Below are 14,805 nucleotides of genomic sequence, written 5' to 3'. Positions count from 1 at the left end.
GCGCTAGACTATTGTTGCGCGGACTCCAGTTGCACCGGCGGCGACCGTCGCACCGCCGCATGCGGCGCGGGAGCGGCCTGCGCCGGCTTGTGCGCCGAAGCCGCAGCCGGGCGCGGTGGAGGTACGGCGGCAGTGGCCGTCTTGGCACGCGCGTTGGGATCGGGCGCCTGAACAGTCTTTCCGGTGGTCTTGTCGGGCGCATTGACCGGCGCATTGTTATCAGGAGCGTTGGCGACAAGACGCGCCATTTGCTCCTGGCCCGCTTTCAGTTCGTCGGCAACCCTGAGGTTATCGAGAGACATCTGCTGCTGGTTTGCCTTCAATTGCTCCTGGCTTGCCTTGAGCTGCTCGATGCCCTGCTGCACGTTGGCGAGATCACTCGCCATCTTCTCGAGCAATTCCGTCACCTGCGGAGGGAGCGTGGCTGCGGTCGGCGCAACCGCCTCCGGGACGGTCTGAGCGGCAGGCTCCGGTTGCGGCGAGGCCTGGGCCAGCTGAACAGTCGGGCTCGGCTGCGCGTCAGGCAGCGGCTGCGCTTGCGACGGCGACGGCATCGCAGCATGCAGCGGTGCCCAGCCGGCGATCATCTGCCTGACCTCATCACCTCGGGACGATTGCGAGACCAAGGCCGCGGTGCCAATCCCCGCTGCCAGTACCAGGCCGACGAGGCCGCGCACCACTGGCCGGCCGCGCGGCAGACGGCTGCGTGTGTCATCACGCTCCTCGCGACGCTCCTCGCGCTCTTCGCGCTCCAGCCTGGAAAGCTTCTCGCTGGCGCGCGCGATCTCTTCATCCACGCTTTTGATCTTCTCGTAGGTGTGCGTGAGCTCTTGGTCCATTCGCGCGGACAGCGCAAAATGTGGCTCGACTTGTGTCGGGTTTGACACGGAATCCATTGGCGCTCCTACCCCAGCCCAATGTCGCCCCGAAGGGCATTCGTCGCATTTCCGCTTGGCCGATCATCGCCAATGCGGTTTGTCCAAAGCAAGACCCCATCATGGAAAGTGTGAGGCCGAGTGACGGCGGGCGCCGCGGCTCCCCCTCCTCCGATACCGCTCGTCCTACGACAACGCCCCCAGCACGCCGCGCGTGGCCTTGTCGATCTCCTCGACATAGCGGCGGCGGGCGAAGGTCTCGGTGAGGAAGCCAATCACCTTGCGGCTGTCGGCGGATTCGACCACCGCCAGCATCTCCGCCTCCGCCTCGTCGAACACCGCCATCGCGCTTTTCACGTTCATTTCCGGGATCAGTACGATGTCGGTGTAGCGGGCGAGCTCGATCACCTGGATGTCGTCGGCGATGGTGTCGAGGTCGCTGGAGAACAGGTCGGGCAGCATAACGAGGCCGACATATTCGTCCGCGTTGTTGACCACGACGATGCCCGGGCGCGAGCCCAGCGCGAATTCGCGCCTCGTCGCGGCGATCGTCGTCGAGGATGGCACCTTGCCGACGTCGCTCCGCATCATCCGCTCGACCGTCAGGTTGCGCAGCCAGCCGACGTCGTTGGCGCTGCGGATGGTCTCGCCGCGCAGATGCAGGCGCCAGGTCGAGAAGGAATGGCCGAACATGAAGCGCACGCAGATCGAGGTGACGATGCAGCCCGCCAGCACCACGGCGGTGACGTCGACATTGCGCGTCATCTCCAGCACCAGGAACGACATCGTCAGGGGACCGCCGACGATGGCAACCCCGAGCGTCGCCATGCCCGTCAGCATCGCAACCAGCGGATCGATCGCGAAGCTGGGGCTGATCAGCAGCAGCACGGCAGCGAAGAACTTTCCGATCAGGCTGCCGACGAACAGCGAGGCGAAGAACAGGCCGCCGCGGAAGCCCGAGGCGAGCGAGATCAGGCAGGCCGTCAGCTTCAGGGCAATGATCAGCGCGATCAGGCCGATCGTCATGTCGTGAAACAGATCGAGCACCATCGCGCCATGGCCGGCCGCCAGCACCTGCGGGGTGGTGATCGCGAAGCAGCCGACGATGAGGCCGCCGATCACCGGGCGCAGCCAGACCGGTAGCCAGGCAAACAGACGCTCAAACGTCGAGGACGAGCGCATCACGGCGATGCCCACGCCGCCGGTGACGAGCGCGAGCCCGATCAGCGCCAGATATTGCTCGATGCCGACCGTGCTCACCTTCGGTATCTCGATGGAGTACGGCGCGCCGCCGAGCCATTGCGCCGTCAGCGCGCCGGCGAGCGAGGCTGCCAGGATCGGCGCGGCGCTGCCGACCGCATAGACACCGACGATCAGCTCGCAGGCATAGAACGCGCCGGTGATCGGGGCGCCGAAGGCGGCCGCGATCGCGGCCGCAGCCCCGCAACCGACGATCAGGCGGAGATCGTTGCGCCGGAGGTTGAAGAACTGACCGAGCAGCGAAGCGATACCGGAGCCGATCTGGGTATAGCCGGCCTCGAGGCCGACGGAGGCACCGCAGCCGTTGGAGATCAGCGTCTGGCTCGAGACCACCACGCTGTCGCGCAGGGACAGATTGCCGCCACGCAGCGCGTTGGCCTCGATCGGGTCGACTGCGCTCGAGATCTTCAGCCGCCGCCGCGACCATTCCATCATGCCGAGCGCCAGTCCGCCGAGTGCGGGCGCGGTCAGCGCCGCCCACGGGCTGACATAGGCATTGGCAGAGAGCCGAACGTCGACGGGAATCCCGAAGATCAGAACGTGTGCGATCTGCGCGATCTCGGCCATCAGTGTCACGACGCCGCCCGTGGCGACGCCGATCAGAAGCGCGAGCGGGATCAGGTAGAATTCGTTGCTGCGCAGGAGGGCGCGGATGCGGACCAGCATCCGGTTCGATGCCTTGTTCGATCCCTTGTGCGATCTCTTGCGATCGACGATGTGCCTGATCCGCGCAAACACCGGCGAGGCTCTTCTATTCTTCGGCCATGGCGTCGCCGGCCATGCGCTGTGTTATCATCGGGATCGGCATCCTGGCGATGCGCGCGTTCCGCGCTCTTATCGACCCGAGTTACGTCAAAGCCATGAGGCTGCGCAAGAGAAAGCGGACGGAATTGCCGACGGCGATATGTCCGGCCCGGGAGCCACACGAAAATTACAATAAAATCAATAGATTGATCTGATCTGACGGCATCACGACAGGCTGGCGCGGACCGCGGCGATGCCGTTTATCACGAACTGCACCGAATAGGCCGCAAGCAGGATGCCGAGCAGGCGCGAGAGCACGGCATTGCCGGTCCGCCCCAGCGTGCGCGCGATCAGGGTCGAGGTGGCAAAGCAGATCATGCAGAGCAGGCAGACCAGGAGGATGATCGCGATGTTGATGCCGAGCCGGGCGACGTTGCTGGCGTCGCCCGTGAGCAGCAGCGTGGTCGCGATCGCGCCGGGGCCGGCCATCATGGGGATCGCGAGCGGAAACACCGCCACGTCGGAGGCGTGCTCGGACAGCGCCTTGTCGGCCTCGCGCGCCTCGCGGTGCGGCCGGTCGCCGAAGATCATGCGGTAGGACACGCCGAACAGCAGCAGCCCGCCGGCGATCTGGAACGCCGGGATGCCGATCCCGAGCTGGCGCAACAGCCAGTTTCCGATCAGCGCGACCACGACCAGGATCGAGGCCGCGATCAGTGGGGCGCGCCAGGCGACGGTGCGCTTGACCGCTTCCGGCATGCCGGCGGTCGCGGCCAGGAAGGCCGGCACGAGGCCGACGGGATCGACCACCAGCAGCAGGGTGACAAACGCCGACAGGGCAAGATCGAGCATGCGTGGCCATCTCCTCACCACATGCAGGGAACGATGACGTTGCGACCGGCTTAGCCCACCCCCGCCGCTTTGGGAAATCAGCGCGGAACGATCGCGAAGCAGAGGTGCCGACGCTACCCGGCAGGCGCGCTGGATTTTTGCAGGGGGCGCACCATATGCAGGCTTTCCATTCCAGAGCCTGCGCCATGCAACCCAAAAATCCCCTCGACTGGATGCTCTCCGAAGCCCTGGAGCAACTCAACCGCGGCGAGCGGCTGCGCCAGCAGTTCGGCCGCCAGGAATCCTGCTGGGAGCCGCCGATCGACGTGCTGGAGACCGACCGGGAGCTCCTGATCCTGGTCGCCCTTCCCGGCGTCGATCCCGACAATGTCGAAACGGTGATCCATGACGGCGTGCTCGTCATCTCGGGCCGGCGCACGCTGCCGCCGGAACTGCGCAGCGCCCGCATCCACCGGCTCGAGCTGCCGCAGGGACGTTTCGAGCGCCGTATTGCACTGCCAGTCGGACGCTACGCCATCAGCCGTTTCGTGATGGACGGCTGCGTCGCGCTGCGCCTCGCCAAATCCGCTTGAGGTCGACCATGGCAAACGAACAACAGACCGAGTCCACCGTGAATACCGAAGCCGCGAAGATTCCGGACGACGCGCTGATCGTCATCCCCGTTCGCAACATGGTGCTGTTTCCCGGCATGATCGCGCCGATCGCGATCGCACGGCCGAAATCGATCGCCGCCGCGCAGCAGGCGCTGCGCGAGCAGCGGCCGATCGGCATCGTGCTCCAGCGCAACCCCGACATCGACGACCCCGCGCCGGATGATCTCTACCGGATCGCGACCATCGCCAACATCGTTCGCTACATCACAGCGCCCGACGAGACCCATCACATCGTCTGCCAGGGCGTGCAGCGCGCGCGCATTCTCGACTTCCTGCCAGGGACGCCGTTCCCGGCCGCGCGCGTGCAGCAGATTCCGGAGCCGAGCACGACCTCGCCGGAGATCGAGGCGCGCTTTCTCAATCTGCAGCGCCAGGCGATCGAGGCGATCCAGCTCCTGCCGCAGGTGCCGCCGGAGCTGGTGGCGATGTTCCAGGGCACGACCGCGCCCGGAGCGCTGGCCGATCTCGCCACCGCCTATATGGACATCAAGCCGCAGGACAAGCAGGAGATCCTGGAAACCGTCGATCTCTCCGTGCGCATGGAGAAAGTGTCCAAGCAGCTCGGCGAGCGGCTGGAGGTGCTGCGTATCAGCAATGAAATCGGCCAGCAGACCAAGGCGGTCTTCGACGAGCGGCAGCGCGAGGCGATCCTGCGCGAGCAGATGGCGACCATCCAGCGGCAGCTCGGCGAAGGCGACGGCAAGGCTGCTGAGGTCGCCGAACTGACCGAGGCCATCGCCAAAGCAAAAATGCCGCCGGAAGCAGAAGCCCATGCGAGGAAGGAGCTGCGCCGCTATGAGCGCATGCCGGAAGCCGCCGGCGAAGCCGGCATGGTCCGCACCTATCTGGACTGGCTGATCGAATTGCCATGGGCGATCCCGGAGGAGAAGCCGATCGACATCGCTGAGGCCCGCCGCATCCTCGATGCGGACCACTATGGCCTGGAGAAGATCAAGAGCCGCATCATCGAATATCTGGCGGTGCGCAAGCTCGCGCCGCATGGCAAGGCGCCGATCCTGTGCTTCGTCGGCCCGCCCGGCGTCGGCAAAACCTCGCTCGGCCAGTCCATCGCGCGTGCGATGGATCGCCCATTCGTGCGTGTCAGCCTCGGCGGCGTGCACGACGAGGCCGAGATCCGCGGCCACCGCCGCACCTATATCGGCGCGCTGCCCGGCAACATCATCCAGGGCATCAAGAAGGCTGGCAGCCGGAACTGCGTGATGATGTTGGACGAGATCGACAAGATGGGCCGCGGCGTGCAGGGCGATCCCTCGGCGGCGATGCTGGAGGTGCTCGACCCCGAGCAGAACGGGACGTTCCGGGACAATTATCTCGGCGTGCCCTTCGATCTCTCGCGCGTGGTTTTCATCGCCACGGCCAACATGCTGGACTCGATCCCGGGCCCCCTTCTGGACCGCATGGAGCTCATCAGCCTTGCCGGCTACACCGAGGACGAGAAGCTCGAGATCGCCAAGCGCTATCTGGTGCGGCGTCAGCTCGAGGCCAATGGCCTGACGGCGGACCAGGCCGAGATCGAGCCGGAGGCGTTGAAGCTGATCGTCAAGGGCTATACGCGGGAGGCTGGCGTGCGCTGGCTGGAGCGCGAGATCGGGAAGGTGCTCCGGCACGCGGCGGTGCAGATCGCCGAGGGCACGGCGGCCAAGGTCGTGGTGAGCGCGAAGGATATCACCCCCGTGCTTGGCCAGCCGCGCTTCGAGGGTGAGATCGCGCTGCGCACCAGCGTGCCGGGCGTTGCCACGGGCCTTGCCTGGACACCCGTCGGCGGCGACATCCTGTTCATCGAGGCGACGCGCGTGCCCGGCAGGGGCAACCTGATCCTGACCGGCCAGCTCGGCGACGTCATGCGCGAGAGCGCGCAGGCCGCGATGACGCTGGTGAAGAGCCGCGCCAGCCAGCTGGGGATCGAGCCTTCGCTGTTCGAGAAGAGCGACATCCACGTTCACGTCCCGGCGGGCGCCACCCCGAAGGACGGCCCGAGCGCAGGCGTTGCGATGTTCACGGCGCTGACGTCGCTGCTGACCAACCGCACCGTGCGCAACGACACCGCCATGACCGGCGAGATCTCGCTGCGCGGCCTGGTGCTGCCGGTCGGCGGCATCAAGGAGAAGGTGGTGGCGGCGGCCGCAGCCGGCCTCAAGCGGGTGATGCTGCCGGCGCGCAACAAGCGGGATTTCGACGACATCCCGAAGGGCGCGCGCGAGAGCCTCGAATTCATCTGGCTCGAGCGGGTCGACGAGGCGGTCGCCGAAGCGCTCGACCCGACCAAGCCGCAGGTCGAGGCAGCCGAGTGAGAACGGTGATGACGATGGTGTTGAAAAGGATGAAGACGAAGCGAACTGTGCAGCGGCTGCGGCAATGGCTCGATCGTGCGATCGGCCGGCTCCGGGAGCAGATCCCCGCGCCGCGCGGTCGGCTTCAGCCCGTTCGGGTCAAAGCCAGATACCGCAGGGGCTGACCCCTCCGCCTCACCCCTGCGGCACCTCAAAACAAAAGGCCCCCTCTTGTGGAGGGGGCCTTTGCTTTTAGCCGTTAGGCCACGGCGTCCTTGGCGGCCTTCACGGGCCGTGCGCGGACGATCTTCCGGGCCGGCTTGGCCTTGAACATCATCTCTTCACCCGTGAACGGGTTGGTGCCCTTGCGCGCCTTGGTCGCGGGCTTCTTGATGACCACGAACTTGGCGAAGCCCGGCACCAGGAACAGGCCGTTCTTCTTGAGCTCCTTGTGGCCGACGTCCGTCAAGGTCTCCATGACGTTCTTGACGTCGCGCTTGGAAAGCTCGGTGGCAGTCGCGATCTTTTCGATCAGCTGCGATTTGGAAAGTTGGGTTGGCATCGTGTCTCCTCTGATTCGTTGCCGGTTGCATATTAGACCAACCGTTGAAGGCCTATAGCCTTCTGCACAGTTTTGTCGCGAAAATTACGGGCTTTTTTGTCCCGCTGTGACAAAAACCCTGCTTTTTTAGCCACTTCCAGAGCGGATGGCAGCCAAAACAGCGCTTTTTGCCTTATTTCAAAGGCCCGCGACGCCCTTGCTAAAGCTGATTCCATGCTCTCGACAAGCGACGAGCGCCCTCTTTGTGCAAGGAGGAGCGCGATTCACCCTATGAAAGAAGGCTAAACCCGCTCGATGATCACCGCCGGCGCCATGCCGCCGGCGGCGCACATCGTAACGAGGCCGCGCTTCAGGTCGCGCCGTTCGAGTTCGTCGAGGATGGTGCCGATCAGGATCGAGCCGGTGGCGCCAATGGGGTGGCCGAGCGCGATCGAGCCGCCGTTGACGTTGACCTTGGCGCGGTCGAGCCGGAGATCGCGGATGTACTTTTCCGCAACCACTGCAAAGGCCTCGTTGATCTCGAAGAGATCGATGTCGTCGATCGTCAGGTGGGCCTTGGCCAGCACCTTGCGGGTCGCCGGCCCCGGAGCGTTCAGCATCAGGGTCGGCGAGTCCCCCATATTCGCCATCGCGACCACGCGGGCGCGAGGCTTCAGCCCATGCGCTTTGGCATAGGTCGGCGAAGCCAACAGGATCGCAGCGGCGCCATCGACGACGCCGGAGGAATTGCCGGCGTGATGCACGAAGTCGATTATGAGGTCCGGATATTGTTGCAGGATCAGGCCGCGATAAGTCGTGCCCTTGTCGTCGAGCGCATAGTCGGCGATCGCCGGGAATGCCGGCTTGAGGCTGCTAAGTCCTTCCATCGTGGTCTGCGGCCGCGGATACTCCTCGTGGTCGAGCGCGAGGCTGCCGTCTTCGCGATAGACCGGCACCAGACTCTTCTTGAAGTGCCCGTTGGCCATCGCATGTGCCGCGCGCTTCTGGCTCTCCAGCCCGAGCGCATCGACATCCCTGCGCGTGATGCCTTCCATGGTCGCGATCGCATCCGCACAGACACCCTGATGCGACTGCGGATGCCTCGCGCGCAGGCGCAGATTGCCGGAGTCCATCATCATCGGACCGCCGCCGCGCCGTCCCTCCATCGACATCATCTCGCAGCCGCCGGCGACGACGAGGTCTTCCGCGCCTGCCATGATCGAGGCCGCCGCCATGTTGACGCTGGTGATGCCGGAGCCGCAGAAGCGGTCCAGCGTCACCGCGCTGGCGCGCACGTCATAACCGGCATCGAGCGCCGACATCCGCCCGAGGTCGCCGCTTTGCGTCGCGACCTGCGCGCTGCAGCCCCAGACGATGTCGTCGACATCTGCAGTGTCGATGCCGGTGCGATCGGCGAGCGCGCGCAGCACGGTGGCGCCCAATTGCTGCGGATGGATCCCCGACAGCGCCCCCTTGCCGGCCTTGCCCACCCCGCGCGGCGTCCGACAGGCATCGATGATCAGCGCGTCAACCATGGCGTTGTCCTCTTGTTCTTGGCTGTTGAGCGCGGTTTTGAATCAGGGGGAGAGCGGAGTCAATCGGGGCCGGCCGGACTACCCTTTCGCAAAAGCTGAAAAACAACCCATGCAAAGTAGAAATACGATTGCCGGATGATGCACGGCCGTTTCGCGAAACCATTTGATGCGTCAAGACAAATCGCCGGCAACAAGCGATGGTCGCGCAATCAGGAGTGAGAGGGCGAAGTGCCTCATACCCCCGCCGCGTTCTTCGCGATCACGTTGCGGTAGAAGCTCGCGCTGAGCTTGGGCGTGCGGACCTGGGTATCGAAGTTCACGTGGTAGAGGCCGAAGCGCTTGTTGAGCCCGTAGACCCACTCGAAATTGTCCATCAGGCTCCAGAGGAAATAGCCCTTCACGGGCACGCCCTCCGCCGTCGCGCGCTCGAGCTGGGCGAGATAGTTGCGCAAATACATGATGCGGTCGGTGTCGAAAATCTTGCCGTCCGCAGTGACCTGGTCGTCACCGGAGGCGCCGTTCTCGCTGATGTAGATCGCGCCCGTCTTCCATATCTTCGCAGCCAACTTCGGCACCCAGTAGATCGTCTCGGGGCCGACGCGCAACCAGTCCGAATTCATGTGCGGAAACGACTTTGGGATCGGCAGCAGCGAGAAGCCGGCGCCCTTGTCGGAGGCCACGACATAATGCTGCGGCGCGTAGATGTTAATGCCGAGGAAGTCGATCGGCGAGGAGATGATCTTCAGCTCCGCATCGGTGTATTTCGGCGCGTTGGCTCCAGCGAATTTCAGAAAGGCGTCGGTGTACCTGCCTTCCATGATCACGTTGAGATAGCTCGCGTTCAACTCGCGCAGCGCGATCTCGGTGGCGCGGACGTTCTCGGGCGTGTCGATCGCGGGAATGCAGGCATCGATGTTCTCGGCCGGCCCAACCCTGGTGCCGCGGCGGCCGGAGCTGCGGACCGCCTGCACCGCGAGCCCGTGCGCCAGCGCGGTATTGTGCCTGATCTGGTTCACCTCGGCTTGCGACAGCGTCAGCCCCGGCGCGTCGATGCCGATGCCGTAGCCGAAATAGACGAACCTGCCGCTCTCGTTCAGCGTGAACACATTCTTGACGCGATCGGTCAGGTGCCGCGCGACATAGGCCGCATAGTCGCCGAACACCTTGCAGGTCTCGGCCGAGCGCCAGCCGCCGAAACGATCCTGCAGCGATTGCGGCAGGTCCCAGTGATAGAGTGTGAGCCACGGCTCGATGCCGTTCGTCAGGAGCTCGTCGATCAGGCGATTGTAGAAGTCGAGCCCCTTCGGGTTCGGCTTGCCGTCGCCGTCCGGAAACACCCGCGGCCAGGCGATCGAGAAGCGATAGGCCTTGCAGCCGAGCTCCTTGATCAGCGCGATGTCGTCCTTGTAACGATGAAAGTGCTCATTGGCGCGGTCGCCATTGGTGCCGTCCTCGATCTTGCCGGCCACGCGCGTAAAAATGTCCCAGATCGAGGGCCCTCGCCCGTCTTCAGTAACGGCACCCTCGACCTGATAGGACGAGGTGGCGGTACCCCAGAGGAAGCCCGGCGGAAACCCGCGCGAGCTGCGCGGCCCGGCATCGGGCTTCGCCTCGACGGATTGCCCCGGCGCCGCCATCCCTGCTGCGGACAGCCCCGCGATCTTCGCAAATTGGCGACGCGAGACCTTGTCCGACATTGATGCTGCTCCAGATCCATTCGTTTCGGGCCGGCACAATGGCGGGTCAGGGCCGATTTGAGAAGTGAAGTTCGGGGACGATCGTGATGCGCCGCTGGTGTATCGAGAGCGGCAGGGGCAAACTTGGTCACGCTCCGGCCAGGCCAATGCCGGGATAATACAGGGTGGCAAACGCAGCGCCCATTATTGTCGGCCGAACCGACTGGTCTAGACTGAGGCTCATTGGTGAAATCGATTCGCAGGGATTATGGCAAAGTCCTCCAAACTCGTTGCGGCAAAGAAGGGGCGCGTGCTCCTGGTCCGGCGACGGCGCGATAAGCGCTGGATGTTCCCGGGCGGCCGCAGGCGTGCAAATGAGAGTGACAGGAAGTGCCTTCGCCGCGAGATCGGGGAAGAACTGCCAAAGTTGAAGCTAGGCTCTTTAAAGCTCTGGAAGGAAGTGAAAGGGAAAAACCGCCGGTCCGGGCGGAAGATGAGCGATGCGATTTTCCTGGCGAAGAACGCGTTCGGCCAGTTGAAGATCGGAGACAAGAAGGAAATCGACAAGGCGGTCTGGCGCAAGCCGCGAGGGCTCAGACTAACGCCGACGTCGCGTTACATCCGGGACAGGCTGTTTCCGAGGTGAGTTCCCAGGCTCGCAATCAGGGCTTCGAACCCGGGCAATAAGCGGGCATCGAGTGCGCTTTGCCTTTGTCGAAGATTGCTTAGCCTTCGGCGGTCATCTCTGTCTGATTTGCCGCTCCAAGCGCAGCGTATGCTCACGCAGGGAATCGTAGATCGGTGCATTGCCCAGCAGCATGGGTAGCAGCATCGCCATGAAGCAGGCGCCCAGCATCGGCAGCAGCATCGTCACGTTACCGGTCATTTCGGCGACGAGAACGATGCCGGTAACCGGCGCACGCACCACGCCGGTGAAGAAAGCGGCCATGCCCACCAATGCAAATGCTTCCGGCTGGACAGCGAGCTTTGGGAATGCAAGGCGACAAGCCGCTCCGAACAACTGCCCAGACTGGGCTCCCAGCACGAGCAAGGGTGCGAACAATCCGCCGGGAGTGCCGGCGGCATATGAGAGAGCGCCGAGCCCGAACCGGACCAGGAATGCGAACCCCAGGATCCCCACGCTCTCGCGGCCGATCAGCGTGCGCTGCGTGATCTGATCTCCGCCGCCGACCAGCTCGGGCGCGAACCAGGCCAACATGCCGACGCTTGCGCCAATCAATCCGGCGCGGAGCTCGATCGGTAGCCGTCCGAATCGGTCCCGAACTGCGATGGTCGCGAGCAGGGTGCGATTGTATGCGACGGCCAGCAGGCCCGCGATGCCACCCAGAGTAAAGAACAGCGGGGCGGACTCAGCGCTGGGGTAGCTCAGCGGCCCGATCTGGAAGTCGGGCGCGTCACCGAGAAGCAGCCTTGCGACCGGGATCGCCGTTGCCAGCGCTGCAAGTGCGGCGATGGCAACACGGTGTTCGATCCTCTGCACCAACTCCTCCAGCACAAACACGAGCCCTGCAATCGGCGCATTGAAGGCCGTTGCAAGGCCGGCGCCGGCGCCGGCCGCCAGCAGCACTCGGGAGTCCGCACCGCAGAGCCGGCAGACGCGCGCGGCGAAAACCGCGATACCAGCGCCCATCTGGACGGTCGGCCCCTCGCGGCCCAGCGCCAGCCCGGAGCCTATCGCCAGTATCCCCCCGATGAATTTCACTGGCACCAGACCAAACGGAGCCGGTGGAATCTCTTCGCGCAGGACAGCTTCGACATGCGGAATGCCGCTGCCCGAAGCGTGTGGCGAGAATTGCCTGACCATCCACGCGGCAACCAGGGTTGCGACAGCGCACGTGCCGACGACGATCAAGAATCCCCAGATCGCGTGGCCATAGGCCCAGGCGATCATCGCATCGCGCAGACGATCGGCATGCGCGAGCAAAAGCCGGAAAACAGCCCCAACACATCCAGTGGCTGCTCCAATGATGAGGGCCATCGCCGCGAGACCCAACAGGCTGCGACGTTCGTCTGCGACTTGGCTGTCGTCACTAGGGTTATGGTCCACAGCAGGTCGATGATCTCGAGGCTTTCGCAAGGGACAATCTTTGCCGAAATCACTGGCGAATGTCCCGGAAAAAATGCCTCCGACCTGATCGAAGAACCGTCTGTCCGGTCGACTTGCCAGGACCTCACCGCACGTCCTGCCGCGGGACTTCATACGGATTTGCCGATGCCGACCGTGTTTTTCCACTATCTCTAGGCGGTGCTGCTGACAAGCCGATAGCGCCGCCGCCCCATCGATGACCACTGTAGTAGCTGTCAAAAACCTCCGCGCTGGTTAACCGCTGTTCGCAGCGCGATAGAACGCTTCGACCTGCGCCAGGTCTTTTGCGTGGGTGCCCTCGCGGTCGGTCTTTGTTTTTGAGTCAACGCCGGCGGGTTGGACAGACCGGATGGCCTCTTTGACATTGTCCGGTCCGAGGCCGCCAGCGAGTATGACCGGGGTACGAACGGTCTCGACAATCGTTCGACTGATGCTCCAGTCATGCGTAACGCCCTGTGCACCAATCTGGATATCGCCTAGGCGGTGACTATCAAGCAGGATCCACTCGACAATTCCATCATATGTGCGCGCCACGTGCACTGCCACGGGTCCCGTCACAGGTACGCTACGCATGAACTTGATTTTTGGCAGAGACTTTCGCAGCGCCACGACATGATCTGGCGTAAGCAATTCGTTTGAAGCGCCAAGATGCACGATGGGCGGGTCAAGCTCCCTGGCCATCCGTTCGATGAGAGCGACATCCGCCGAGAGGAACAGCGCCGAAAGCACGGACGGCGCCTGGATCGCCTTCATGACAGCTGCAGCCTCGTGAACCGGAAGCTCGCGAGGGAAAGACCCATCGCCGACAAGCACGCCGACATGATCCACGCCAATTGCCGAGATCGCTTCGGCTTCAGCAGGTGTCGCCACCTCGTAGATTTGCGTCAGCATTGTTCTACACCAGTTTCCTGGGCCACACGTTTGAACGGGCACGACGGCCCTGCCCTGAGTCAATAGCCGGTTTGAGGCAAAGGCAGCGGTCAGCGCAGCATCGTACGACGTCCGATCTCCCGCAGACAGCGGACATCGTGACGGCTCGCAGTTGTTCAGCTCAGGGCCAAAAGCGGCCGTTCCGTTCACGCTTGCGATTGATCGCCAAGTCGGTCAACGTCACCGGACGCGACGGCATTGCACAGGAATTGCTCGATAATTTCCAATCCCACGGCACTATGGGAGGAACGCATGTCGGCACATGAACATTGGCAGATGGACGCCAGCGCGCCGGAACTTTACGAGCGCTACCTAGTGCCAGCCATCACTTCCGTATGGGCTAATGATCTCCTTGATCGTATCGCTCTGGGACGAGGTGAAAGTGTACTCGACATCGCCTGTGGGACAGGCGTCGTGGCGAGGCTGGCAGAGCAGCGTGGGCATGCCGGAAGATTGGTTGGCATTGACCTCAATACAGCCATGATCGCGATTGCGCGGCGAAAGTCCGCCAGCATTGAATGGATTGAAGGTAGCGCGCTGGACCTGCCGTTCGATAGCAATAGCTTTGACGTAGTGCTCTGCCAACTCGGGCTACAATTCTTCCCGGATCGCGCGCTGGCGCTAAGGGAAATGGTGCGGGTGCTGAAGCCGCGAGGCCGCGCTGGGTTGAGCGTCTACAGCGCAATCGAGAGGACGCCAGCAGCGCACGCTTTCGTGCAGGCGCTCGAGAAATATCTTGGAGAAGAGGCTTCGCGAACCAAACGTTCGGAGCACCTCTCGAACGATGCGCACGAGGTCGGCGCTTGGGCGAAGCAGGCGGGGTTCGACGTTGTTGATGTAGCCACCGTCACAAAGCAGATCACGTTTCCCTCCGTGATAGATTATGTCCGTTTTCAGCTCACGGCGACGCCGATGGCGGCGCTCCTGCTGAAGGACGTAGGTGCGTCCGAGCGTGAGCGCCTCATCATGTCGATTGCCGATGACGCGGCGTCCCGCCTTGATCGTCCGATGCTGGCGGGCGGCAAGCTGACCTTCCCGCAGCAATCGTTCGTGGTGATGGCGTCAGTTCACTGAGGGTCGTGGTAGGGACGAGGATTGCTCCTCGCCCCCCACCCAGATCCCGGCGAGCGCTGCTAACGCACCGGGCTCCTCCCTCGGGTTTTGGCGTCGAAGCGGTGACAGGGCAGCGGGTGTAGTGTCTTGATTGGCGGAAAGAAGCGATCGACGAGGCGGATGAAGCGCTCCCAGGACAGATCAGCCTTCTGACTCCGACGCCGAAGCGTCGTAAGCCAGAGCCTTCGCACCTGATTGCAGAACCACCACATGCTCGGGTGGTTACCC

The 14,805-nt window shown here is 63.9% G+C and carries 13 protein-coding genes and 1 pseudogene; 5 read left to right on the top strand and 9 right to left on the bottom strand.

The annotated features are described in order from the left end of the window. Window positions 1-8 precede the first annotated feature (8 nt). Window positions 9-896, bottom strand: coding sequence for a hypothetical protein (locus YUU_RS0147375; RefSeq protein ID WP_027528375.1), 888 nt, complete (start codon window positions 894-896; stop codon window positions 9-11). A 165-nt stretch (window positions 897-1,061) separates the two neighbouring features. Continuing rightward, entirely contained in the window at window positions 1,062-2,873 is a 1,812-nt protein-coding gene (locus tag YUU_RS0147370) for a chloride channel protein (protein ID WP_027528374.1), read from the bottom strand. Here YUU_RS0147370 and YUU_RS59960 point away from each other — a divergent pair. Continuing rightward, window positions 2,788-3,075: a hypothetical protein gene (locus YUU_RS59960; protein WP_156944965.1), complete on the top strand. Its 288-nt coding sequence runs from the start codon at window positions 2,788-2,790 to the stop codon at window positions 3,073-3,075. The genes YUU_RS0147370 and YUU_RS59960 overlap by 86 nt on opposite strands. 29 nt (window positions 3,076-3,104) lie before the next feature. Here YUU_RS59960 and YUU_RS0147360 read toward each other — a convergent pair whose 3' ends face one another. Further along, the gene (locus YUU_RS0147360; RefSeq protein WP_027528372.1) at window positions 3,105-3,731 is read right to left on the bottom strand and encodes a MarC family protein; all 627 of its coding nucleotides are present in this window, start codon (window positions 3,729-3,731) and stop codon (window positions 3,105-3,107) included. Between the two features lie 185 nt (window positions 3,732-3,916). Between YUU_RS0147360 and YUU_RS0147355 the strand changes: the two genes are divergently transcribed. Next, on the top strand, window positions 3,917-4,303 hold the full coding sequence (locus YUU_RS0147355) for an Hsp20/alpha crystallin family protein (RefSeq protein WP_027528371.1): 387 nt from the start codon (window positions 3,917-3,919) through the stop codon (window positions 4,301-4,303). Window positions 4,304-4,311: 8 nt separating this feature from the next. After that, on the top strand, window positions 4,312-6,696 hold the full coding sequence (gene lon / locus YUU_RS0147350) for an endopeptidase La (RefSeq protein ID WP_027528370.1): 2,385 nt from the start codon (window positions 4,312-4,314) through the stop codon (window positions 6,694-6,696). Window positions 6,697-6,934: 238 nt separating this feature from the next. On the opposite strand, the gene YUU_RS0147340 is transcribed toward lon, so the two are convergent. The 3 genes from YUU_RS0147340 to YUU_RS0147325 form a co-directional block, all read right to left on the bottom strand. Continuing rightward, a complete protein-coding gene (locus tag YUU_RS0147340; protein WP_027528369.1) occupies window positions 6,935-7,237 on the bottom strand; it encodes an HU family DNA-binding protein in 303 nt (100 codons plus the stop codon). Between the two features lie 281 nt (window positions 7,238-7,518). Beyond that, window positions 7,519-8,751 carry an acetyl-CoA C-acetyltransferase gene (locus YUU_RS0147335; RefSeq protein WP_027528368.1) on the bottom strand — a complete coding sequence of 411 codons (1,233 nt, stop codon included), beginning with the start codon at window positions 8,749-8,751 and terminating at the stop codon, window positions 7,519-7,521. A 233-nt stretch (window positions 8,752-8,984) separates the two neighbouring features. Continuing rightward, on the bottom strand, window positions 8,985-10,448 hold the full coding sequence (locus tag YUU_RS0147325) for a GH1 family beta-glucosidase (protein ID WP_027528367.1): 1,464 nt from the start codon (window positions 10,446-10,448) through the stop codon (window positions 8,985-8,987). A gap of 247 nt (window positions 10,449-10,695) precedes the next feature. On the opposite strand from YUU_RS0147325, the gene YUU_RS0147320 reads away from it, so the two are divergent. Beyond that, entirely contained in the window at window positions 10,696-11,073 is a 378-nt protein-coding gene (locus tag YUU_RS0147320; RefSeq protein WP_027528366.1) for an NUDIX hydrolase, read from the top strand. A gap of 93 nt (window positions 11,074-11,166) precedes the next feature. Here YUU_RS0147320 and clcA read toward each other — a convergent pair whose 3' ends face one another. Together clcA and YUU_RS0147310 are read right to left on the bottom strand one after the other, a co-directional pair. After that, window positions 11,167-12,753 (bottom strand): H(+)/Cl(-) exchange transporter ClcA, encoded by a 1,587-nt coding sequence (gene clcA / locus YUU_RS0147315; protein ID WP_245288336.1) that lies wholly within the window; start codon window positions 12,751-12,753, stop codon window positions 11,167-11,169. Between the two features lie 15 nt (window positions 12,754-12,768). Next, entirely contained in the window at window positions 12,769-13,425 is a 657-nt protein-coding gene (locus YUU_RS0147310) for a phosphoribosylanthranilate isomerase (RefSeq protein WP_027528364.1), read from the bottom strand. A 291-nt stretch (window positions 13,426-13,716) separates the two neighbouring features. Between YUU_RS0147310 and YUU_RS54660 the strand changes: the two genes are divergently transcribed. Beyond that, window positions 13,717-14,538: a class I SAM-dependent methyltransferase gene (locus YUU_RS54660; RefSeq protein ID WP_035665385.1), complete on the top strand. Its 822-nt coding sequence runs from the start codon at window positions 13,717-13,719 to the stop codon at window positions 14,536-14,538. A 59-nt stretch (window positions 14,539-14,597) separates the two neighbouring features. Here YUU_RS54660 and YUU_RS60955 read toward each other — a convergent pair. Beyond that, window positions 14,598-14,805 (bottom strand): annotated as a pseudogene (locus YUU_RS60955) (group II intron reverse transcriptase/maturase); the annotation flags it as partial.

The sequence above is a fragment of the Bradyrhizobium sp. Ec3.3 genome (assembly GCF_000472925.1).
Lineage (GTDB): Bacteria > Pseudomonadota > Alphaproteobacteria > Rhizobiales > Xanthobacteraceae > Bradyrhizobium.
The sequence above is the reverse complement of the archived record's forward strand: the minus strand, read 5'-3'. Positions and strand labels throughout refer to the sequence as shown.

Coding starts and splice junctions, on each gene's coding strand:
- YUU_RS0147375 (WP_027528375.1), bottom strand. CDS start 896: ATGGATTCCGTGTCAAACCCGACACAAGTCGAGCCACATTTTGCGCTG.
- YUU_RS59960 (WP_156944965.1), top strand. CDS start 2,788: ATGCGGACCAGCATCCGGTTCGATGCCTTGTTCGATCCCTTGTGCGAT.
- YUU_RS0147360 (WP_027528372.1), bottom strand. CDS start 3,731: ATGCTCGATCTTGCCCTGTCGGCGTTTGTCACCCTGCTGCTGGTGGTC.
- YUU_RS0147355 (WP_027528371.1), top strand. CDS start 3,917: ATGCAACCCAAAAATCCCCTCGACTGGATGCTCTCCGAAGCCCTGGAG.
- lon (WP_027528370.1), top strand. CDS start 4,312: ATGGCAAACGAACAACAGACCGAGTCCACCGTGAATACCGAAGCCGCG.
- YUU_RS0147340 (WP_027528369.1), bottom strand. CDS start 7,237: ATGCCAACCCAACTTTCCAAATCGCAGCTGATCGAAAAGATCGCGACT.
- YUU_RS0147335 (WP_027528368.1), bottom strand. CDS start 8,751: ATGGTTGACGCGCTGATCATCGATGCCTGTCGGACGCCGCGCGGGGTG.
- YUU_RS0147325 (WP_027528367.1), bottom strand. CDS start 10,448: ATGTCGGACAAGGTCTCGCGTCGCCAATTTGCGAAGATCGCGGGGCTG.
- YUU_RS0147320 (WP_027528366.1), top strand. CDS start 10,696: ATGGCAAAGTCCTCCAAACTCGTTGCGGCAAAGAAGGGGCGCGTGCTC.
- YUU_RS0147310 (WP_027528364.1), bottom strand. CDS start 13,425: ATGCTGACGCAAATCTACGAGGTGGCGACACCTGCTGAAGCCGAAGCG.
- YUU_RS54660 (WP_035665385.1), top strand. CDS start 13,717: ATGTCGGCACATGAACATTGGCAGATGGACGCCAGCGCGCCGGAACTT.